Annotated in this window: 24 protein-coding genes; 23 read left to right on the top strand and 1 reads right to left on the bottom strand. The window is 28.1% G+C overall.

Annotated elements, in window-relative coordinates:
• Positions 1–30: 30 nt before the first annotated feature.
• From AVANS_RS04865 to queC, 12 genes are read left to right on the top strand one after another with little or no spacing between them, the layout of a single operon-like run.
• Positions 31–1,077 (top strand): ankyrin repeat domain-containing protein, encoded by a 1,047-nt coding sequence (locus AVANS_RS04865; protein ID WP_239816765.1) that lies wholly within the window; start codon positions 31–33, stop codon positions 1,075–1,077.
• Positions 1,074–1,823, top strand: a complete 750-nt coding sequence (locus AVANS_RS04870; RefSeq protein WP_239816766.1) for an SDR family NAD(P)-dependent oxidoreductase — start codon at positions 1,074–1,076, stop codon at positions 1,821–1,823. The genes AVANS_RS04865 and AVANS_RS04870 overlap by 4 nt, the downstream gene beginning before the upstream one ends.
• Positions 1,820–3,073, top strand: a complete 1,254-nt coding sequence (murA, locus tag AVANS_RS04875) for a UDP-N-acetylglucosamine 1-carboxyvinyltransferase (RefSeq protein ID WP_239816767.1) — start codon at positions 1,820–1,822, stop codon at positions 3,071–3,073. Before AVANS_RS04870 ends, murA begins: the two co-directional genes overlap by 4 nt.
• Entirely contained in the window at positions 3,070–4,236 is a 1,167-nt protein-coding gene (locus AVANS_RS04880) for a molybdopterin molybdotransferase MoeA (RefSeq protein WP_239816768.1), read from the top strand. The genes murA and AVANS_RS04880 overlap by 4 nt, the downstream gene beginning before the upstream one ends.
• Entirely contained in the window at positions 4,220–4,831 is a 612-nt protein-coding gene (flgA, locus tag AVANS_RS04885; protein WP_239816769.1) for a flagellar basal body P-ring formation chaperone FlgA, read from the top strand. The genes AVANS_RS04880 and flgA overlap by 17 nt, the downstream gene beginning before the upstream one ends.
• Entirely contained in the window at positions 4,828–5,370 is a 543-nt protein-coding gene (locus AVANS_RS04890; protein ID WP_239816770.1) for a UbiX family flavin prenyltransferase, read from the top strand. Before flgA ends, AVANS_RS04890 begins: the two co-directional genes overlap by 4 nt.
• Positions 5,367–5,828, top strand: a complete 462-nt coding sequence (gene coaD, locus AVANS_RS04895) for a pantetheine-phosphate adenylyltransferase (RefSeq protein ID WP_239816771.1) — start codon at positions 5,367–5,369, stop codon at positions 5,826–5,828. The genes AVANS_RS04890 and coaD overlap by 4 nt, the downstream gene beginning before the upstream one ends.
• Positions 5,825–6,409, top strand: coding sequence for a dTMP kinase (gene tmk / locus AVANS_RS04900; protein WP_239816772.1), 585 nt, complete (start codon positions 5,825–5,827; stop codon positions 6,407–6,409). Before coaD ends, tmk begins: the two co-directional genes overlap by 4 nt.
• Positions 6,393–7,637, top strand: a complete 1,245-nt coding sequence (hisS, locus tag AVANS_RS04905; protein ID WP_239816773.1) for a histidine--tRNA ligase — start codon at positions 6,393–6,395, stop codon at positions 7,635–7,637. Before tmk ends, hisS begins: the two co-directional genes overlap by 17 nt.
• Complete coding sequence (gene speA / locus AVANS_RS04910; protein WP_239816774.1) at positions 7,634–9,454, top strand: biosynthetic arginine decarboxylase; 1,821 nt, start codon at positions 7,634–7,636, stop codon at positions 9,452–9,454. The genes hisS and speA overlap by 4 nt, the downstream gene beginning before the upstream one ends.
• Before the next feature lie 11 nt (positions 9,455–9,465).
• The gene (locus tag AVANS_RS04915; RefSeq protein WP_239816775.1) at positions 9,466–10,632 is read left to right on the top strand and encodes a pyridoxal phosphate-dependent aminotransferase; all 1,167 of its coding nucleotides are present in this window, start codon (positions 9,466–9,468) and stop codon (positions 10,630–10,632) included.
• Entirely contained in the window at positions 10,629–11,300 is a 672-nt protein-coding gene (gene queC, locus AVANS_RS04920) for a 7-cyano-7-deazaguanine synthase QueC (RefSeq protein ID WP_239816776.1), read from the top strand. The genes AVANS_RS04915 and queC overlap by 4 nt, the downstream gene beginning before the upstream one ends.
• 139 nt (positions 11,301–11,439) lie before the next feature.
• On the opposite strand, the gene AVANS_RS04925 is transcribed toward queC, so the two are convergent.
• Positions 11,440–11,802: a histidine triad nucleotide-binding protein gene (locus tag AVANS_RS04925; RefSeq protein ID WP_239816777.1), complete on the bottom strand. Its 363-nt coding sequence runs from the start codon at positions 11,800–11,802 to the stop codon at positions 11,440–11,442.
• Between the two features lie 83 nt (positions 11,803–11,885).
• On the opposite strand from AVANS_RS04925, the gene pheS reads away from it, so the two are divergent.
• From pheS to AVANS_RS04980, 11 genes are all read left to right on the top strand, one after another.
• On the top strand, positions 11,886–12,878 hold the full coding sequence (pheS, locus tag AVANS_RS04930) for a phenylalanine--tRNA ligase subunit alpha (protein ID WP_239816778.1): 993 nt from the start codon (positions 11,886–11,888) through the stop codon (positions 12,876–12,878).
• Positions 12,875–15,181, top strand: a complete 2,307-nt coding sequence (gene pheT, locus AVANS_RS04935) for a phenylalanine--tRNA ligase subunit beta (protein WP_239816779.1) — start codon at positions 12,875–12,877, stop codon at positions 15,179–15,181. The genes pheS and pheT overlap by 4 nt, the downstream gene beginning before the upstream one ends.
• Entirely contained in the window at positions 15,178–16,458 is a 1,281-nt protein-coding gene (aroA, locus tag AVANS_RS04940) for a 3-phosphoshikimate 1-carboxyvinyltransferase (RefSeq protein ID WP_239816780.1), read from the top strand. The genes pheT and aroA overlap by 4 nt, the downstream gene beginning before the upstream one ends.
• On the top strand, positions 16,448–17,275 hold the full coding sequence (locus AVANS_RS04945) for a 4-hydroxy-3-methylbut-2-enyl diphosphate reductase (protein WP_239816781.1): 828 nt from the start codon (positions 16,448–16,450) through the stop codon (positions 17,273–17,275). Before aroA ends, AVANS_RS04945 begins: the two co-directional genes overlap by 11 nt.
• A gap of 85 nt (positions 17,276–17,360) precedes the next feature.
• Positions 17,361–19,016 carry a 30S ribosomal protein S1 gene (locus AVANS_RS04950; protein ID WP_239816782.1) on the top strand — a complete coding sequence of 552 codons (1,656 nt, stop codon included), beginning with the start codon at positions 17,361–17,363 and terminating at the stop codon, positions 19,014–19,016.
• A 2-nt stretch (positions 19,017–19,018) separates the two neighbouring features.
• Complete coding sequence (locus tag AVANS_RS04955) at positions 19,019–19,501, top strand: hypothetical protein (RefSeq protein WP_239816783.1); 483 nt, start codon at positions 19,019–19,021, stop codon at positions 19,499–19,501.
• Between the two features lie 19 nt (positions 19,502–19,520).
• Positions 19,521–20,090 (top strand): elongation factor P, encoded by a 570-nt coding sequence (gene efp / locus AVANS_RS04960; protein ID WP_239816784.1) that lies wholly within the window; start codon positions 19,521–19,523, stop codon positions 20,088–20,090.
• A 1-nt stretch (position 20,091) separates the two neighbouring features.
• Positions 20,092–20,418 (top strand): hypothetical protein, encoded by a 327-nt coding sequence (locus AVANS_RS04965; RefSeq protein WP_239816785.1) that lies wholly within the window; start codon positions 20,092–20,094, stop codon positions 20,416–20,418.
• Positions 20,419–20,428: 10 nt separating this feature from the next.
• The gene (locus AVANS_RS04970) at positions 20,429–20,692 is read left to right on the top strand and encodes a DUF2018 family protein (protein WP_239816786.1); all 264 of its coding nucleotides are present in this window, start codon (positions 20,429–20,431) and stop codon (positions 20,690–20,692) included.
• Between the two features lies 1 nt (position 20,693).
• On the top strand, positions 20,694–21,479 hold the full coding sequence (cmoB, locus tag AVANS_RS04975) for a tRNA 5-methoxyuridine(34)/uridine 5-oxyacetic acid(34) synthase CmoB (RefSeq protein ID WP_345772308.1): 786 nt from the start codon (positions 20,694–20,696) through the stop codon (positions 21,477–21,479).
• A gap of 1 nt (position 21,480) precedes the next feature.
• Positions 21,481–21,951, top strand: coding sequence for a hypothetical protein (locus tag AVANS_RS04980; RefSeq protein ID WP_239816787.1), 471 nt, complete (start codon positions 21,481–21,483; stop codon positions 21,949–21,951).
• The last annotated feature ends 259 nt before the right edge of the window (positions 21,952–22,210 follow it).

Raw genomic sequence — 22,210 nt, forward strand, 5'->3', positions numbered from 1 at the left:
GTTTTAGCCATTAATTTATTAGGATTTGCATTGAAAAAGATTATATTTTTATTAATTAGTGCTTTTGTTTTTTCAAAGGAATTAAGTGATGAAAAGGTGTTTAAACTAGCAGAAACAATAAGCGGAAGAAATGTTGAATGCAATGGACATGATTATTTTGTAATTTTAGATAATTATGTAAATGATTTAAACAAAGCTTACAATGATAAAAATCTTGAACCTATAAAAGATTATGATAAATATTATGAATATTTTAAATACTGGGCTTATCAGAGTTTAGGGAATAAAAGACTTTTTGATGAGTTTAATGAAGAAGCGAATAATTTTTGTAAATTGCATAAAGAGCATTTCATAAAATTATCAAAAACAAATTATGAAAAATCATGCGAAAACTTCATTCAAAGATTTGGAATGAGAGCATTTGGTTCAATAAATAAATTTATAAAACTAGATGATATTTATACAGAATTTTTAAAAATTGATAATGCTGAAGATAGTATCGCTTATCTTAACGAAATTAGCCCTAATTATTATCAATTAGACTTTTTATTAAAACTAGCATTGCTTGATAAAAAAGATATGAAAATAATTGAGTTTTTAACAAAAAATAATACTAATATAAATTCAGGCTATGAGAGTGCTATTTTTTATGCGCTTGATTATTACGAAGCTTTAGAATATTTATTGGTAAATAATGCGAATGTAAATTATTTGAATGGTTTTGGAAAAAGTGCGATTTTTTATGCAGTAGAAATAAGCGATATTAAAACCATAAAATTATTAATCAAATATGGAGCAAATCTTAATTTACAGCAAATTGAAAGCGAAGAAGAGTTAAAAACTAATCTTCCTTATTATATTTCTTTTTGCTCGTATATTCATCCATCAAAAACCTTAGTAATTCATGCAGCATCTTTGGCTGATTTAAAAACCCTAAAATTATTAATTGAAAATAATGCAGATTATAAAGTTAGCGATAATTTTGGTTTAAATGCTCTTGATTACGCAATTATTTACGATAATAAAGAAAATATAAAATATTTAAAAGAACTAGGATTAAAGGAGAAAGAAGAATGAAAACAGCTTTTGTAACTGGTGCAAGTAGTGGCTTTGGTAAGGCATGTGCTATAAAACTTTTAGAAAATAATTATAAAGTAGTTGTTCTTGCAAGACGCAAAGAAAAATTAGTTGAATTAGAAAAAACTTATAAAGATAATGTTTGCGTTATCGCTTGTGATGTAAGAGATTATAAAGCTATTAAAAAAGCTGTTGATAATTTGCCTGATGATTTTAAAACAATAGATGTTTTAATTAACTCAGCAGGACTAGCACTTGGTCTTGGAGAATTTCATAATTTAAGTATAGAAGATATGGAAACTATGGTAGATACTAATATTAAAGGTCTTTTATATATAACTCATGAGATTTTACCTAGAATGCTTGAAAACGGCGGACATATATTTAATTTTGGTTCAGTTGCTGCTAATAACCCTTATTTTGGTGGGAATGTTTATGCAGGAACTAAGGCTTTCGTAGGACAATTTTCTCACGCATTAAGAAATGATGTAAGAAAAAATAATATAAAAATTACTGATATTGCACCAGGTTTATGCAAAACTGAATTTAGCGAAGTTCGTTTTAAAGGCGATAAGATTGCAGCAGATAAGGTTTATGAAAATACAAAATACTTAAGCGCTGATGATATAGCCGATACTATTATGAGTATAATTAATCTAAAAGATCATGTAAATATAAATAGAATAGAACTAATGCCTGTTACTCAAACTTGGGCTGGATTTTATATACAAAAGGATAAAGAATGAAATATTTAAAAATACAAGGCAATGCAAAACTTAGTGGAAGTGTAGAGATTAGCGGAGCTAAAAACGCTGCTTTACCGCTACTTGCTGCTGCTTTGCTTATTAAAGGAAAATGCACTTTAACAAATCTTCCTTTAGTATCAGATATTAAAACAATGTTAAGATTACTTGAGAATTTAGGTGCAACTTATGAATTAAATAATCATAGCGTTACAATTGATTCAAGCAATGTTTTTAATACTAAAGCTCTTTATGATATTGTTCGCAAAATGCGTGCAAGTATTTTAGTGCTTGGACCATTGCTTAGTAGATTTAATACTTGCGAAGTATCACTTCCAGGTGGTTGTGCGATAGGTCAGCGTCCGATTGATTTGCATTTAAGTGCTTTAGAAAAAATGGGAGCTAAGATTGAATTAGTTGATGGCTATGTTAAAGCTAGTGGAAAATTAGTTGGGGCAAAAATACATTTTGATAAAATCTCAGTAGGAGCTACCGAAAATACAATTTTAGCTGCAGTTTATGCAAAAGGTAAAACCACTATTATAAATGCAGCTTGTGAGCCTGAAATAGTTAATTTATGCGATTTTTTAACAAAAGCTGGCGTAGAAATTAAAGGAATAGGAACAAATACTTTAGAAATTAATGGAGTTGATAGTTTAAAGAGCGATTTTACTTGCGAAATTATTCCTGATAGAATAGAAGCAGGAACCTATCTTTGTGCAGGTGCAATCACAAAATCAAATATAGAAGTTAAAAATATAATTCCTGAGCATTTAGGTGCATTACTTGCTAAATTTGATGAAATGGGTATTAAATACGAAAGCTTAAATAATTCTATAAAAATATTTTCATCAGATTATAAAGCAGCAAATATTCAAACTTCTGAATATCCAGGCTTTCCAACTGATATGCAAGCACAATTTATGGCACTTTGTCTTAAAGCAAAAGAAGAAAGCATTATTGATGAAAGATTATTTGAAAATCGCTTTATGCATGTAAGCGAGCTAAATCGTATGGGAGCAAACATTAAGCTAAATGGACATATCGCTAATGTGAAAAACTCTAATTTACAAGGCACACATGTAATGGCAACTGATTTAAGAGCTAGTTCAGCACTAATTCTAGCAGCACTTGCAGCAGAAGGTATAACTTATATTCACAGAATCTATCACTTAGAGCGTGGATATGAGAATTTATGCGAAAAGCTTAGCAAATTAGGTGCAGATATTACCGAGTTAAAGGAAGAAGAATGAAAATTCAAGATGCCTTAAATAATATAGAATTAATTAAAGAAATAAACAATACCGAAATAATAAATTTATTTGAAGCAAAAGGAAGAGTTTTAGCAAATGATTTTTATGCTAAATGCAATGCTCCTTTATTTACAAACTCAGCAATGGATGGTTATGCTTTAAAATCAAGTGAGTTTAACAAAGGTCTTAAGGTTATAAAAACTATTTTTGCAGGCGATATGAGTGAATGCGAAATTAAAAGTGGCGAATGCGTTAAGATTATGACAGGAGCAAAGTTACCAAAAGGTGCTGATAGTGTTTTGATGGTTGAAAAATCAATCATTAAAGATGATTTAATGTATGCTACAAGCGATAGTTTAAGAGTAGGCGAAGCTATAAGATATGAAGGCGAAGAATACAAAGTAGGTGATTTAATCATTAAAAAAGGTGTAATTACTGATGAAATCATAATGATGTTAGCTAGCAACGGAGTTTTTAATATTGAAGTATTAAAAGAAATTAAAGTAGGAATTTATGCAAGTGGCTTAGAAATCATTGAGCCATATTCAAAAGGGTTTGGAGTATATAATTCTAATGCTTATGGTATTTTTTCAGCATTTAAAGATTTTTCAAAGCCAACTTATTTGGGTATTTTAAAAGATGAATATGAGTATGTTAAAAATGCTTTAATAGGTGCTTTTGATAATTTTGATTTAGTAGTAAGCATTGGAGCTGCAAGTGTAGGTGATGCTGATTTTATCAAAAAGGCTTTAAACGAATTAGGCTTTACTCCTATTTTTACAAAGGTAAAAATGAAGCCTGCAGGCCCTGTTAGCTTATATCATAAGGATAATAAATATATTTTAGTTTTACCAGGTAATCCTATGAGTGCTTATATAGGAGCTTTAATTTATGCTAGAAAAATTATTTATAAAATGCTTGGAATTTCATTTAGGAATTTATCTTACGAATGTCCTATTTCACAAGATTTAAGCATTAAAAATGCTAAAGAAAACATTGTAATAGGTAATATTATTGATGATTGTTTTGTGCCTTTTAATAACGCAAAGCTTAGCAGTGGTCAAATTAGTCCGCTAAGTAAATGCACTCATTATATAATTTGCGATATTGATTGTGATATAAAACAAGGTGAAAAAGTAAGAGTTTATGAACAAAGCATTTAGCCTATTTATACTAAGCCTTAGCTTGTTTGCAAATAATATAAGCGAAGATTTGATAAAACATTGGAAAAAACAAGATAGTTTTTTAGAAGTTACTAGCCTTAGTTTTAAACCTGAACTTAATAATAATTGTAAAATAATTAGCTACCCAGCTCTTAGTAAGCAAGGCTTTTTTAAAGTAAATTGCGGCGAAGAAACTAAGCAAATTTCTTTTAAATTACAAGCTTTAAGTAAGGTTTATATACTTAAAAAGAATGTTTTAAAAGATGAGCTTATAAGCATTCTTGATTTAAAAAGTGAAAAGATTGATTTTTCTAAAGTTCCTTTTAATGCTTTAAGGGATTTAAATCAAGAAATTAGATTTAAAACCAAAGCAAATGCAGGAAGCATTGTAAAGTATTCAATGCTTATGCCAAATTATTTAATCAATAAAGATGATAATGTTGTGGGGATTTTAGATGATGGGGATTTGAGTGTTTTTATTGACTTAATAGCTTTACAAAGTGGTGTAAAAGGTCAAAAAATACGCCTTAAAAATACTCAAGGACATAATCTAACAGGCGAAATAATAAATGAAAAACAGGTTTTAATAAAATGAGATTTTTAGTAGCAATCAATGGAGCTAGTGGGGTTAATCTTGCTTTAAAATTAGCAAAAGTTTTAAGCAAAGAAAATGAAGTATATTTAATCCTTAGTAAAGGTGCTTTAAAAGTTTTAAAAGAAGAAAACAATAAAAAATTAAAAAAATATATAAAAAATACAAATATTACTCTTTTAAAAAACGATGATTTAGCTGCTTCTGTTTCAAGTGGAAGCTTTAAGCTTGATGCGGCTTTTTATTATGCAAGTAGCGATTTTTTAGCAAAGGCTAGTTATGGCTTTAGCGATACTTTAATATTAAGAAGTCTTGCAGTAAATCTTAAAGAAAATAGAAAAATAATAATAGCACCAAGAGAAATGCCACTTAATGAAATAATGCTTAAAAATATTTTAAAATTAAATAAATTAGGCTGTATAATAGCCCCTGCAATTTATGCTAAATATTCAAAGAGTTCTTTTAAAGAATTTGTAATAGGAAAATGGTGTGACTTGCTTGGTGTTGAATATAAAAAATTTAAAAGATGGAAGAGCGAATGAAAAAAGCAATTTATCCAGGGACTTTTGATCCTATCACTAACGGACATTTAGACGTAATTACAAGAGCACTTAAGATAGTTGATAAATTAGTAATTGCAGTTGCTAAAAATGATAAAAAACAACCTAGCTATGATTTAGAAACTAGATTAAATTTAGTAAGAAGTGCTACAAAAAATTTAAATGTAGAAGTAATAGGCTTTGATAATTTATTAGTTGATTTTGCAAAAGAGCAAAAGATTTTTACGATAGTAAGAGGACTTAGAGCGGTTAGTGATTTTGAATACGAATTACAAATGCACTATGCAAACGCTGAATTAAACGAAGAAATAGATACTATTTATCTAATGCCAAGTCTTAAAAATGCTTTCATATCAAGCTCAATTGTAAGAAGTATAAAAGCTCATGGTGGAGATATTTCAAAGCTAGTTCCTGCAAGTATTTTAAAGGATTTAAAATGAATTATTACGCATTTGAAGGAATTGATACTTTAGGTAAAAGCACTCAAATTGAGCTATTAAAATCTTTGCCAAATTCCTATTTTAAATTCCAGCCAATTTTTGTAAAAGAGCCAGGCGAAACTAAGCTAGGAATAAAATTAAGAGAATTGATATTAAACGAAAAAATGAGCAAAAGAGCTAGAATGTTTTTATTTTTAGCAGATAGAGCTGAGTTATTTTCTACGATTGATTTTAAAAAAGAATTTATAATAGCTGATAGAAGTTTAATATCGCATTTAGCTTATGAAGTTGATAGTGATTATAAACAATTGCTAGATTTTAATCTATTTGCAACTAATAATATTTTGCCAAATCATATAATATTTTTTAAAGGCGATAAAGATTTATTAAAAGATAGATTAGCAAATAAATCTCTTGATATGATAGAGCAAAAAGGCATAGAATACTTTTTAAAAGTTCAAGAAAATTATGAAAAAATAATAAAAGCTTTAAATATTAATGTTTTAAATATAGATGCAAGATTAAGTATAGAAGAAATAAATAAGATTATTAAGGAGTATATAAATGATACATGCAATTAAAGGAATGAATGATTTATTAGATGAAGATGCGTTAATTTATGAAAAGATTATAAAAACTAGCGAAGAAGTAGCAAAAACTTATGGTTATAGCTATATTGAAGTGCCGCATTTAGAAGTTACTCCTTTATTTAAAAGGAGCGTAGGAGAAAGTAGCGATATTGTAGGCAAAGAAATGTATGAGTTCTTAGATAAAGGTGGAGATAGCGTATGTCTTAGACCTGAAGGAACTGCTGGGGTTGTAAGAGCTTTTATTGAGCGTAAAATGGATAAAGCTGGAGTTGTTAAAAGATGGTTTTATCATGGTTCAATGTTTCGCTATGAAAAACCACAACGTGGAAGATATAGAGAATTTCATCAATTTGGCTTAGAATGTTTTAATATAGCAAGTGTTTATGAAGATGCTAGTGTTATTATGATACTTGCTAGGATTTTTGAAAAGCTTGATATTGCTTATACTCTTAAAATTAATTCTTTAGGCTCGCCTGAATGCTTACAAAATTATAGAGCAGCACTTAGAGATTATTTAACAAAGGTTGAATCAAATTCCGATTTTAAATTCTGCGAAGATTGTGCAAAAAGAAGGCTTACGAATGTAATTAGAGTGCTAGATTGTAAAAACGATAATTGTTCAAAACATTTAGTTAATGCACCTAAATTAAGTGAGTTTTTAGATGATGAGAGTAGGGCTGATTTTGCTAAATTACAAGAAATTTTAAAAGATAATGGAATTAGTTTTGTAATTGATGAAAGATTAGTTCGTGGGCTTGATTATTATTCAAAAACAGCTTTTGAGTTTGAAAGTAGCGAAATAGGTGCAAAGGCAGCAATAGCAGGCGGTGGAAGATATGATTATTTGGTTGAGTATTTAGGTGGAGCCAAGAGTTACGGAGTAGGTTTTGCTATGGGTGTTGAGCGTGTAATGGATATTTTAAAAAGCAAAAAAACAGAGCAAAAACCACAAAATACTTATTTTTGTGTGCTTGATACAGAATTATTAGAACTTGCTTATAAATTAGTTGATGATCTACGCAAAGCAGGTAAAATAATAAACCTAAGCTATGATGCAAAAAAACTAATAAAACACTTAAATACAGCTGATAAACAAAATTATAAATATTTTATAGCAATCGGTAGCGATGAAGCTAGTAAAAATGAAGTGTTTTTTAAAGACTTAGAAAGTGGCGAACAAAAAAGCATAAAATATGAAGTTTTAAAGGAAATTTTATGAACGATTATGGCATAGATATTTGGGGAGATGATAATTTTATTATAAAAAATGGAAAGGTTTGTTTAAAATACGGAAGTGAGCCTGCTATTATTGATATAGTAAACACTCTTTTAGATGATGGTTATAAAGGTCCTATAATTTTAAGATTTAATCATTTAATCAAAAAACAAATAGAACAAATTTATACAAATTTTAATAACGCTATAAAAGAATTTGATTATCGTGGGAGCTTTAATGCTGTTTATCCATTAAAAGTAAATCAATTCCCAGGCTTTGTAAAAAGTCTTGTAAAGCTTGGAAAAAATCTAAATTACGGTCTTGAAGCTGGAAGTAAAGGTGAATTACTTCTTGCTATGGCTTATAATAATGAAGGCGCTCCAATTACCGTTAATGGCTTTAAAGATAAAGAATTAATTACTATGGGTTTTATCGCTGCTGAAATGGGGCATAATATAACTTTAACTATTGAAGGTATTAATGAGCTTGAAGTAATTATTAAAACAGCAAAAGAGCGTTTTGGGATAAAACCAAAAATAGGGCTTAGAGTAAGGCTTCACTCTTTAGGAAGTGGCACTTGGGCTAAAAGTGGTGGAATTAATTCTAAGTTTGGATTAACTTCAACTGAATTAATTGAAGCAGTAGGATTATTAAAAGAAAATGATTTGCTAGATTGCTTTACCATGATACATTTTCATATAGGCTCACAAATAAATGATATTCATCCACTTAAAAAAGCTCTAAGCGAAGCAGGAAATATCTATTTTGAATTACGCAAAATGGGTGCAAATAATCTTGAAAATATTGATATAGGTGGTGGTTTAGCTATTGAATATTCTCAATTTCAAAAAACTTCACAAAGAAACTATACTTTAAGCGAATATGCAAACGATATTGTATTTATCCTAAAAACTCTAGCAGCACAAAAGCAAGAAATAGAGCCTAATATTTACATAGAAAGTGGTCGTTTTGTAAGTGGCTCTCATGCTGTTTTAGTTGCTCCTGTGCTTGAGCTTTTTTCTCAAGAATACTCAGAAAGCAAAATGCAACTAAAAGAAAAAAATCCACAATTAATAGATGAATTATGCGATTTGTATAAAAACATAAAACCTAGCAACGCAGTAGAATATATGCACGATAGTTATGATCATTTAGATAGTATTTTAACTTTATTTGACTTGGGTTATGTAGATTTACAAGATCGCTCAAATGCTGAAATCTTAGTTCATTTAATAGGCAAAAAAGCTGTTTCTATGCTTAGTCCAAAACACTTATTAAGAACTCAAAAAGAAGTTCAAGAAAGATATTTAGTGAATTTTTCAATTTTTCAAAGCTTGCCTGATTTTTGGGGCTTAGGACAAGAATTCCCTGTAATGCCACTTGATAGATTAAACACTCCGCCTACAAGATCAGCTAGTATTTGGGATATTACTTGTGATAGTGATGGCGAGATTTCTTATGATGCTAATAAAAGACCATTATTTTTACACGATGTTGATGTTGAGCAAGAAGATTATTTCTTAGGATTTTTCTTAGTTGGAGCTTATCAAGAAGTTTTAGGAATGAAACATAACTTATTTACTCATCCAACACAAGTAAGCATTGATATAGATGAAAAAGGTTATGAGATTGAAAGCATTATTGAAAGTCAATCAATTAGAGATATTTTAGAAGATTTAGATTATGATATTCGTGAAATTGATGAAAAAATTCAAGATAAAATCAATTCTTCAGAATTGATAAACGAAAAGACTAAAAAGCATATTTTAGGAGAGCTTTTTATATTTATGCACGATAATGGATATTTAAAGAAAATTTAAAAGGAGAGAGAATGCAATTTTCACAAAAAATTAAAGGTTTGGAAGAATCAATAACTTTAGCAATCACAGCTAAAGCAAAATTACTTAAAGAACAAGGCGTTAAGGTTATTAGTTTTAGTGCAGGAGAGCCTGATTTTGATACTCCACAAATAGTAAAAAATGCAGCAATTAAAGCTATCAATGATGGTTGTGGTAAATACACTCCTGTTGCAGGAACTACTGAAGTTTTAAAAGCAATTTGCACCAAGCTTAAAAGAGATCATAATTTAGATTATGAAATAAGCGAAGTTATAGCAAATGTCGGAGCAAAGCATAGTTTATTTAATGCCATTCAAGCTCTTGTTTGTGATGGCGATGAAGTAATAATTCCAGCTCCATACTGGGTAACTTATCCTGAGCAAGTTAAGTATTCTGGCGGAGTTCCTGTAATCATAACTCCAAAAAATAATTTCAAATTAAGTGTTGAAGAACTAAAAGCAGCTATTACACCTAAGACAAAAATATTAATTTTAAACAACCCTAGCAATCCTACCGGTGCTTTATATACTAAAGATGAATTAATGGCTTTAGCAAAAGTTTTAGAAGGCACAAATATTGTAGTATTAGCTGATGAAATGTATGAAAAATTAGTTTATGATGGAGAATTTGTAGCTTTTGCAAGTTTAAGTGAAGATGCACTAAATCGCACCGTTACTATTAATGGACTTAGCAAGTGTGCTGCTATGCCAGGCTATCGTTTTGGTTATAGTGCAAGTAAAAATAAAGAATTAAATAAACTTATGAAAAATCTTCAAGGACAATGCACGAGTAATATTTGCAGTATTACTCAAGCAGCTGCAATTCCTGCTTTAGTAGGAGAAATTGATAGTGATATTGCTATGATGAAAGAAGAATTTAAGAAAAGAAGAGATAAAGCTTGTGAAATGATAAGCGATATTAAAGGGCTTAAATTACTTTCAAAACCTAGTGGAGCATTTTATTTATTCATAGATTGCTCTAGCATTAATCCTGATGATGTTGAGTTTTGTGCTAAGCTTTTAGATGAGAAAAAAGTAGCTTGTGTTCCTGGAAGTGGTTTTGGTATGAAGGGTTATTTTAGAATATCTTATGCAACTTCAATGGAAAATATTATAGCAGGTATAGAAAAAATAGCTGAGTTTGTTAAGGAATATAAGTGAGTAAAATTGCTATAAGTATTTTAAGTGGTGGGCTTGATAGTTGTGTAAGCACAGCTTGTGCTATTCGTGATGGTTATAAGGTTATTGCAATTCACTTTAATTATCATCAAAGAACAGAACAAAGAGAACTAAAAGCATTTAATGATATTTGTGATTTTTATAAAATACAAAAAATGGCAATTGATATGGATTTTTTTAAACAAATCGGCGGCTCAAGCCTAACAGATATTAGTTTAGAAGTTCCAAAAGGCACTTTAGGAGAAAACGGAAAAGTGCCTAATACTTATGTGCCGTTTAGAAATGGTATTTTTTATAGTATTGCAGCAGCAATTGCACAAAGATTTAATGCAAGTGCTATATATACAGGCTTAGTTAGCGAAGATTCTAGCAATTATCCTGACACTACTTTAGATTTTGTAGAAAAAACTGCAGCATTTATTAAAGAAGGAAGTGGAGAAAATATAAAAATCATTACTCCACTAATTAAACTTAAAAAATCTGAAATCGTAAAACTTGGAATGAGTTTAAAAGCACCTTTAGAGCTTAGCTATAGTTGTTATGATAGCAATGAATTAGCTTGTGGTAAATGCGAATCTTGTCAATTAAGATTAAAAGGTTTTAGCGAAGCAGGATTTAAAGATTTAATAAAATACGAAAATAATTCCTAATTCAAATTCTTTAAATTATATATAGCTTGTTTAAGCTATTTAGGTTTATTATATTTGTTTGCTATTGTAATTTTGTATAGTTTTAGATAATAAACCTAATTCAAATTCTTTTTTTGAATTAGGAATTGGAATTAGGAAATTAAAATAAAGCTTCTTTATTTTCTTCTACTTTAGGTATGAATAATTTAAGCCCACCTAACATATGAAAATGTAAATGAAATACTTCTTGTCCTGCATCAGCTCCAACATTTGTAAGTAGTTTGTAACCACTCTTATCAAGGCCTAGTAATTTTGCAACTTCATGAATAAAATCAGTCATTTTAGCCATAGTAGCACCATCAACTTCTTGAAAACTTGTAAATCTTTTTTTAGGAATAATCAAAATATGAACAGGAGCTTTTGGGTCAATATCGTGAAAAGCTAAAAATTCATCATTTTCTAATACTTTACTTGAAGGAAGCTCTCCGATAACAATTCTTTCAAAAACATTTAAATCACTCATTTTCTTTCCTTTTTTAATAATTTTAATCGTTTATTTATGTAATTTACACTAAAATTGTAAAAAATCAACAAAAAGGCTAACTCTTGGAAGATATTTTAAAAAGTTTAAATAATTGTTCTTCGCTTGAAGAATTAGAGCAAATTAAGGTGCAAATTCTTGGTAAAAAAGGATATTTAACAAGTGAATTTGCTAAGTTAAAAGACTTAGAAGGCGATGAAAAGAAACAAAGAGCAGAAATTTTAAATAAGCTAAGAGATGAATTTAATGATAATTTTGCTCAAAAACAAAAGGTTTTAAAAGATGAGTTTATAAAAGCAAAAGCAAAAAAAGATGCTTTTAACTTTGCTTATTTTGATGAAAAATCAAGTTCAGGGGCACTTCATCCTGTAATGAGCACAATGGATAAAATCATTGATTATTTTGTAAGACAAAATTTTAGCTTAGAAGAAGGTCCATTAATTGAAGATGATTTTCATAATTTTGAGGCTTTAAATTTACCTAAATCTCACCCTGCAAGAGATATGCAAGATACTTTTTATTTCATTGATAAAATGCTACTTAGAACACAAACAAGTCCAGTTCAAATAAGAACAATGCAAAAACAAAATCCACCTATTAGAATGATTGCACCTGGTGCTGTGTTTAGAAGAGATTTTGATATGACTCATACACCGATGTTTCATCAAATTGAAATGCTTGTAGTAGAAGAGGGTGATAAAATATCTTTTGCTAACTTAAAATATGTATTAGAAGAGTTTTTAAGATATATGTTTGGTGATGTTAAAGTTAGATTTCGTCCTAGCTTTTTTCCATTTACTGAACCTAGTGCTGAAGTTGATATTTCTTGTGTATTTTGTGGCGGTTGTGGTTGCAGAGTATGTAAAAAAACAGGCTTTATAGAAGTTATGGGTTGTGGAATGGTGCATCCTAATGTATTTAAAAATGTAGGTTATAAAAATGTTAGTGGATATGCCTTTGGTTTAGGTGTTGAAAGATTTGCTATGTTACTTCATAAAATTCCTGATTTAAGGTCGTTATTTGAAGGAGATTTAAGATTATTGGAGCAATTTAAATGATTATTAGTAAAAATTGGTTGAATGAATTTATAGATTTAAAAAATATAAGTACAGATGAATTAGTAACAACTTTAAATAGTATAGGATTAGAAGTAGATGGCGTTCATACTCTAATAGCTCCTGCTAAAGTAGTAGTAGCAAAAGTTTTAAGCAAAGAAAAACACCCAGATGCTGAGAAATTAAGCGTATGCCAAGTAGATGTTGGTAATGAGACTTTACAAATAGTTTGTGGCGCTAAAAATGTGGAAGCAGGACAATTTGTAGCAGTTAGTTTAGAAGGTGCTAAAATAGGTGAAATTACTATTAAAAAAGCCAAATTACGTGGAGTTGAGAGTAATGGTATGATATGCTCATCAACCGAGCTTGGTTTTGCAAAAATCAATGATGGAATAATGGTTTTAGATGATAGTATAGGAGAGCTTGTTTTAGGAAAAGAACTTCGTGAATATTCTTTATTTAATGATGAATTAATTGAAATTGAACTTACTCCTAATCGTGGGGATTGCCTTAGTATAAATGGAGTTGCTAGGGATTTAAGTGCTGCATTAGACATCAATCTAAAAGAAAGAAAAGCTTTTAAAGATATTGATAATGCAGAAGGCATTAGAAGAATTTTAAATGTTCATTTTAGCGATGGAATAGATGGTAATGTAAGTATAAAAGCCATTGAATTATTAGAAGATATTGAAAATTCTTTAAAAGTAAAATTAAGATTAGCAAGCATTGAAGAGCTTAAATCAAATTCTATTGAAAATTTATTATCATATTCAACCCATGCAAGCGGTGTATTATTTAATGCTTTTGATTTAAACAAAATATGTGATGAATGCGAACAAATTAGCCTTGATGTTAAAACAAAAGAAAATAAAGAATTTGCAATTAGATTTAAAGACAAAGAATTAGCTGTTTTAGGAATTACTCAAAATGAAGAATTTAAAATCAGCAATGAAAGTAAGAAGATATTAATAGTAGCTAATTATGTAAATCCAAACATTATAGCAAATACTCACAAAAACTATAAAAATACTGATATTTATAGAAGCTTTAGGGGTAGTGAGCCTGAGCTAAATATTGGAATTGATTATTTATTTAATCTTTTACAGCTTGATAAAAATATTAAAATTTATGGAAGCTCATGCCAAAACACTCCAACCAAAGAAAAGCTTTCAATAAGTTGCAATATTTTAGAATTAGAAAAAATGATAGGTCAAACTTGTGAGAAAAACGATGTTGTAAAAATATTAAAAAGATTAGGCTTTGAGCTAAGTATTGCAGAAGATAATATATATCTTAAAATTCCTTTTTATAGACACGATATAAGCAATTCGGCAGATATTTGCGAAGAAATTGTAAGAATGATAGGAATTGATAATATAGAGCCAAAACCTTTAGAATTTTATGAATCAAATAGAACAAATAAAACTTATTTAAATTATCAAAAATCTTTAGAGCTTAGAAAAAGAGCTTTAATGAGTGGATATTTTGAAAGCGTTGGTTATGTATTTGATAGTAAAGAATTCTTAGAAAAATTAGGATTAAAATATATTAAAAATGAAATTATAAATCCTATTACAAGTGATATGAATACTTTAAGAAGTTCTATTATGGCTACTTTATTAAAGCAAGCTCAATTTAACTTTAATAACTCAAGAAAATCAGTTAAATTATTTGAAATCGGCAGCACTTTTGATGAAGCAGGTAATGAGAGTAAAAAAATTGCTTTTATTAGTTCAGGTTTAAATGAAAGCTCAAATATTAAAAATCATGCAAAAGCAAAAAATATTGATTTCTTTACATTTTTAAGTGAATTAAAGACAATTTTAAAAGAATTTGAATTAAGAACTAGCGATTTTCATTTATTTAGTGAATTTGAAAGAGCTGATATTTATAAAAATGGAGTAAAAATCGGAGTAGTTGGAAGACTTGATTTACATTTAGAAAATGAATTAGAACTACCTATTACTTATTTGTGTGAAATTGATTTTAATGCTTTAGTTTATGATTTCATTCAAGCAAAATCTTATTCTAAATTCCAAGGAACAACAAGAGATTTAAGCATATTAGTACCTAAAAACTATGATTATTCAATTATTAAAAACTTAATTAATAATCTAAATATTAAAAATCTAAAAGAGTTTAAAATCATAGATTTATATCAAGATGAAAGCTTAAAAGATTTTGAAAGTTTAAGTATTAATTTTAGTTTTGTAGATGATGAAAAAGTATTAAAAAATGATGATGTAAATAATGAAATTAGTCAAATAATCAGCGAATTAGAAAAAATAGGATTAAAGTTAAGATGAAAATTCCAACAATAAAAAAAGAATTTAATATAGTTTTAGAAAATATAGCAGCCGATAAATCAATATCACATAGAGCTGCTTTGTTTTCTTTACTAACTAACGGCGAGTGTAGGGTGGTTAATTATTTATATGCGCAAGATTGCTTGCATACTTTAGAAGTAATAAAGCAATTAGGTGCAAAAGTTCAAATTAAAGAAGATGAATTAATAATAACTCCGCCTGAAGAATTAATTTCTCCTAATGTAGTTCTTGATTGCGGTAACTCAGGAACTTTAATGAGATTACTTATAGGTTTTTTAGCTAGCTCTAAAGGTTTTTTTGTTTTAAGCGGAGATGAATATTTAAATAAAAGACCTATGAAAAGAGTTAGTGCTATATTAAATGATTTAGGTGCAAATATTTACGGAAGAGATGAAGCAAATTACGCACCTTTGGCAATTGCAGGCAAAAATATAAAGTACTTTAAATACCATAATTATTTAAAATCAGCTCAGGTAAAAACTGCTTTAATTTTAGCTGGATTGTTAAGTAATGGTTGTGAAGTTAGCGAAGATGAATTAAGTAGAGATCATTCTGAAAATCTATTAAAACTAATGAATGCACCTATAAAAGTAGAAAATAATGTAGTTAGGGTTGAGCCAATGGTTCAAAAATTAAAGCCATACTCAATAAAAGTGCCAAACGATCCTTCTTCAGCATTTTTCTTTGCAGTTTTATGTGCTATTAGCAAAAACTCTACATTGAAATTAAAAAATGTATTGTTAAATAAAACTAGAATTGAAGCTTTTGTTGTTTTAGAAAAAATGGGAGCTAATATTAAATATGAAATTAAAGAAAATAATTATGAATGTATAGGGGATATTACAATCAAAAGCTCTGAGCTTAGAGCAGTGGAAGTAAGCGAAAATATTTCTTGGCTAATTGATGAAATACCAGCACTTTCAATAGCATTTTTATACGCTAATGGAAAATCTATTGTAAAAAATGCAAAAGAATTAAGAGTAAAAGAAAGCGACAGAATAAAAGCAGTGCTTGAAAATTATAAACTTTTAGGCGTTGAATACGAAGAATTTGAAGACGGATTTAGCGTTATTGGAAAAAGCGTTAAAGGAAACAATTTTAATTTAAAAAGCTTTGCGGATCATAGAATTGCTATGAGCTTTTCTTTACTAGCAAAAGATTATGAAATTAATATAGATGATACGAAATGTGTAGATGCGTCTTTTACTAATTTTTATGATATTTTAAATAATTTCGGTATTAATAATGAAAATTGAATTAGCTAAAAGTTATGGATTTTGTTTTGGTGTAAAAAGAGCTATCAAACAAGCAGAAAAAACAAAAGATGCTGCAACAATTGGGCCATTAATTCACAATAATGATGAAATAACAAGATTAAAGAACGATTTTAATGTTAATACCTTAAATGATATTAGCGAATTAGGAAATGAAAAAAAAGCAATAATTAGAACACATGGAATTACCAAACAAGATTTAGATAATTTAAAAACAAGTGGCAGAGAAATTATTGATGCAACTTGTCCTTTTGTTAAAAAACCACAAGAAATAGTTGAAAAAATGAGTAGTGAAGGGTATGAAATAGTAATTTTTGGAGATAGTAATCATCCTGAAGTAAAAAGTGTTAGAAGTTACGCAACTACTAATAATTATGTGGTTTTAGATGAAAACGAATTAAACGAAGTAAAATTTAAAAATAAAGTAGCTTTGGTTAGTCAAACAACAAAAAAAGTAGAAAAATTTATGCAAATTGCAAATTATTTGATGTTAAAAGTAAAAGAAGTAAGAGTTTTTAATACAATTTGCGATGCAACCTTTAAAAACCAAGAAGCAATTAAGTCGCTTGCTATGAAAAGTGATGTAATGATTATAGTAGGTGGGAAAAATAGTTCTAATACAAAACAATTATTTTTAATTGCAAAAGAACATTGTAAAGATAGCTACTTAATTGAAAATGAAAATGAATTAGATTATAGATGGTTTAATAATAAAAAACTATGTGGAGTAAGTGCTGGAGCTAGTACGCCTGATTGGATTATTGAAAAAGTAGTAAAAAAAATTGAAAATTTTTCATAGATATTTATTACTTGTAAGTTAAATAGTGATAAAATAGGGCATAATCATTTCTTAATTTGATTAATTTTATTACAAAAGGACCAAAATGGCTAAGTTAAATGGAGCTCATAACAATTTAGAAGATTTAGAAAACATTGATTTCGCGACAATGTTAGATGAGTTTGAAAGCGAAAAAAACCCTGAAAATATTGCAATTATTGAAGGTAAAATCATTAAAATTGAAGGTGATGAAGTTTTTGTTGATATTCAAGACAAATCAGAAGGCGTTTTAAATATAGCAGAAATAACAAAAGATGACAAATTATTATTCAATATAGATGACACTATTAAAGTTACTATCGTTGGTAGTAGCAATGGTCGTAGAATTTTATCTTACAAAAAAGCACTTAGAAAAGAAAAAGTTGTTGAATTTATAAAAAATTATAATGAAGATAATAATGAAATTTTTGATGTTAAAGTAATAGGTAAAAACCGTGGTGGTTTTGTAGCAGTAGATGCTAATGAGGTAGAATTCTTTTTACCAAAATCTCAATGCTCACATAAAGAATTAAATACTTTAATGAACAAGAAAATTAAAGTTAAAATTTTAAAAATTGATGAAGAAACACAAAGCATTGTAGTTTCTAAGAAAAAAGCGAACGATGAAGAACGCAAAAAAAGAAAAGAACTAATTACAAATATAGTAAATGACACTGAATTAAAAGAAGGTGTTGTAAGAAAACTTACAAGTTATGGTATGTTTGTTGATATCGGTGGCGTTGATGGATTAGTGCATTATAGTGAAATCTCTTATAAAGGGCCAGTTAATCCTAGCACTCTTTATAAAGAAGGTGATAAAGTAGTTGTAAAAATTGTTGGTTATGATGAAGAGAAAAAACACATATCATTATCAATCAAAGCAGCTCTTAGTGATCCATGGGATGAAATTAAAGACAGTTTAGAAATAGGTGATGTTTTAAAAGTAGTTGTTTCTAACATTGAAAATTATGGTGCTTTTGTAGATTTAGGAAATGATATAGAAGGATTTTTACATATTAGTGAAATTTCATGGGATAAAAATGTTAAAAATCCAAGAGATTATTTAAAAGAAGGTCAAGAAATTGATGTTGAAGTAATTGAAATAGATTGTGAAAAACGCCGCTTAAGAGTATCTTTAAAAAGCTTATTACCAAAGCCATTTGATGGTTTTAGTGAGAAGTTTAAAGTTGGAGATATAGTAGAAGGTGAAATCAGCACAATTACTAATTTTGGTGCATTTGTAAAAATTGATAATGTTGAAGGTTTATTATTAAATGATGATATTTCTTGGACAGAAAATGAAACTTGCAAAAAAGTTTACAAAGTTGGTGATAAAATTAAAGTAAAAATAAGAAAAATAGATTCAGAAAATCAAAAAATATCTTTAAGCGTTAAACACCTAGAAGAAAGTCCTAGTGCATTATTTGCAAAAGATCACAAACTAGGTGATATTATTAAAGGTGTAGTAAGTGATATTAAAGATTTCGGAGTTTTTGTTAAGGTAAATGATAAAGTAGAAGCTTTAATTAAAAATGAAGATTTAGGAGAAACTAAACCTAATATTGGAGATGAAATTGAAGGAGCTTTAATATTTACAAGAAATGGAAAAATCCGTCTAAGTGTGAAAAAATTAAACATCATCAAAACTCGCGAAGATTTAGAGAAATTTAATTCTGATGATAAAATAACAATTGGAGATATTATTAAAGACCAATTACAATAATAATGAAAAGTAATTTACTTTATTTAATATTCGGTATTATCTCAAGTATTTTGATAATATCACTTATTTTAGTATTGAAATCTGTAAATCCAAAAGATATACAGATTTCTAAAATTATAGATGAAAAAGTAGAGAGTATTAAAAAGGTTATTGCTAATAATGATTGGTATTTGAAATTAGCAAATACTAATTCAAATGATTTTTTTCCTATATCTAATGAGCTTTATATTCATTTTGAATTGCAAGATACAGGAAATTTAAGTAAAAAGAAATTTTTTAAGTTAAATATTGATAAAAGTGACACATATTCAATGTTTTGTGTTAAGCAAACAATATCTAATTTAAACCTTAAATATTTTTTAATTAATAATAAAAAATATTCACAAATAGTGATTGATACAAATAACATTTCTTTGCTACATTACTTAGTAGATAGCTTAAAAAGTTATAATATCAATTCTAATTTTGAAGAAATTTGGATTTAATTTAATAAAAGGAAATAAAATGGCATCATATTCAATGGGTGATTTAAAAAAAGGCTTAAAAATTGAAATAGAAGGTATTCCATATAAAATTGTTGAATACCAACACGTAAAACCTGGTAAAGGTCCTGCTTTTGTAAGAATAAAAATCAAGTCTTTTGTAAATGGTAAGGTTTTAGAAAAAACATTCCACGCAGGCGATAAGTGTGAATCTCCAAATCTTATAGAAAAAGAAATGCAATATCTTTATGATGATGGTGAATTCTGCCAATTTATGGATACTGAAACTTACGAGCAAGTTGCGATCAGTGAAGAAGATGTAGGTGAAAGTAGAAAATGGATGATTGATGGAATGAATGTTAGTGTATTATTCCACAACGGAAAAGCTATAGGTGTTGAAGTTCCACAAGTTGTTGAGTTAAAAATCGTTGAAACTCAGCCAAACTTTAAAGGTGACACTCAAGGCTCAAATAAAAAACCTGCAACTTTAGAAAGTGGAGCAGTAGTTCAAATACCATTCCATGTTTTAGAAGGTGAAGTAATTAGAGTAGATACTCAAAGAGGCGAGTATATAGAAAGAGCTAACAAGTAATATGAATGATAAAGCAAAGCGTGTTAAATATTTAAGAGCACTTGAAAAAGTTGCTCACCGCTTTGTTTTAGCTCTAAAAAAAGAAAATTTTTCTCAAGAATTATTTAAATTAAGCATAGAGCAAAATATAAAATTAATCAATAAATGCGAACCTACTTATCTTGATTCTTCTTATTCTAAAGAGCTTGAAAATTTTGTAAATTTATGTTGTTTTTCTGAATTAAGTAAGGAAGAATTAATTAATAAGTATAACAATTTAGAAAAAATTAAAAAACAAAATCAATATAAAAAAATCAAACATAAAAATCAAATATATAGTGATTATTAAAGGTAATAAAATGGATGAATTTGATAAATTATTTGAAACAACCCCTGAAGAAAAATTAATTGATGTATTACAAAATGCACCAAGAGGTGCAGTTCATAATAGCGTTGTAAATTATTGCAAAGAAATTGTAGCTTTAAGAATATTATTAGAAAAAAACAATATTGATAGCTATCAAATAGAAAAATTTATGTTTGAAAACGATGCATTATTAGAAGATAAGGCAAATGATGTTTATATAGAGTTTTGTGCAAAAATTTTAGGACATGAAGGCTAAAATGAAATTAAATTTTGGTGATATTGTTGAAATTGTTGATGGTAGTTTAAATAATGAAGAAATATTGCAAAAAGCAATATCTTTAAAGCCTTGGAGAAAAGGACCTTTTAAGATTAATGATTTACTCATAGATAGCGAATGGAGAAGTAATGTAAAATTTAATCTTTTAAAAGATCATTTAGGCTGTATTGAAAATAAAGTAGTAGCAGACATAGGATGTAATAATGGATATTATATGTTTAGAATGCTTGACTTTAAACCTACAAAAATCGTTGGCTTTGATCCTAGTAAAAGATGTTATGAACAATTTCAATTTTTAAATTCTTTATTTAAAACAAACATAGATTTTGAACTTTTAGGTGTGGCTGATGTTCCCAATTATAAACATAAATTTGATGTAATATTTTGCTTAGGTGTAATTTATCACAGAAGTGATCCAGTTCAAATGTTAAAACAAATCAAACAAAGTTTAAATAAAGATGGAGTAGTGTTTCTTGATACTATATATATTGAAAACGAGCAACCTTTTGCACTTGTTCCTGATACAAGTTATGCAAAAATGTCTAATGTGTATTTTATACCGACAATAAGTGCTTTAAAAAACTGGTGTAAAAAAGCTAATTTCAAAGATTTTGAAGTTTTAACAACTTGCAAAACAACGATTGAAGAACAAAGAAAAACCGAATGGATAGATGGGTTTAGTCTAGAAGACTTTTTAGCTGATGATGATTTTACCAAAGAAGGTTATCCTGCACCAAAAAGAGTTTATGTAAAATTAAAGGTTTGATATGGCAGAAGAAAAAGTAGAAACAACAGAAGGTGAAGTAAAAACAAATATTGAAGCTTGTCCTTCTATTAACAATGAATTAAGCGGATATATAACAGAAATAGAAGAAAATAGGGCTGTTCTACAATTAAAAATAACTTCTGAGCTTATATGCGATAGCGAAGGTCTAGCACATAATGGTTTTATTTATTCATCTGCTGCTTATGTAGCGCAAGCTGCAATTAATAAGAAAAATACTTGTGTAATTGGCTCAAGGACAAGTTTTTATGCTCCAGCAAAAGTTGGAGATGTTTTAACTTATGAAGCAAATGCTAAATTTGATAATAGTAAAAAAAGAGAAGTAGTTGTAAAAGCCTATATAAGAGATGTTTGTGTTTTAGAAGCTGTTTTTCATGTAATAGTAACAGAAGAGCATATTTTAAAAATGCAAAAAAGCGAATTGGCAAAATATCAAAGCAAAAAGCAAGATTAATAAGTTAGCTTAATGGCTAACTTAGAATTTATTATTAAAATTATAATTAGTATTGAAAACTATAATTTTCACATTTTAACTTTTTTACTCTTTTAATAGGTTTGATCCAAGAAAAAGATGTATTATTTGTGCTCTTTATTGTTTTTTAGTTTAAATAATTTAAATTGATTTATAGATTGATTTATTAGTATTCTATTTTATTATGAATGCAATTAAATTACAAATAGATATTTTTTAATTTTCAAATATTTTATTTTCA

Origin of the sequence: Campylobacter sp. RM5004 (assembly GCF_022369455.1) — a bacterium.
Taxonomy (GTDB): domain Bacteria; phylum Campylobacterota; class Campylobacteria; order Campylobacterales; family Campylobacteraceae; genus Campylobacter_E.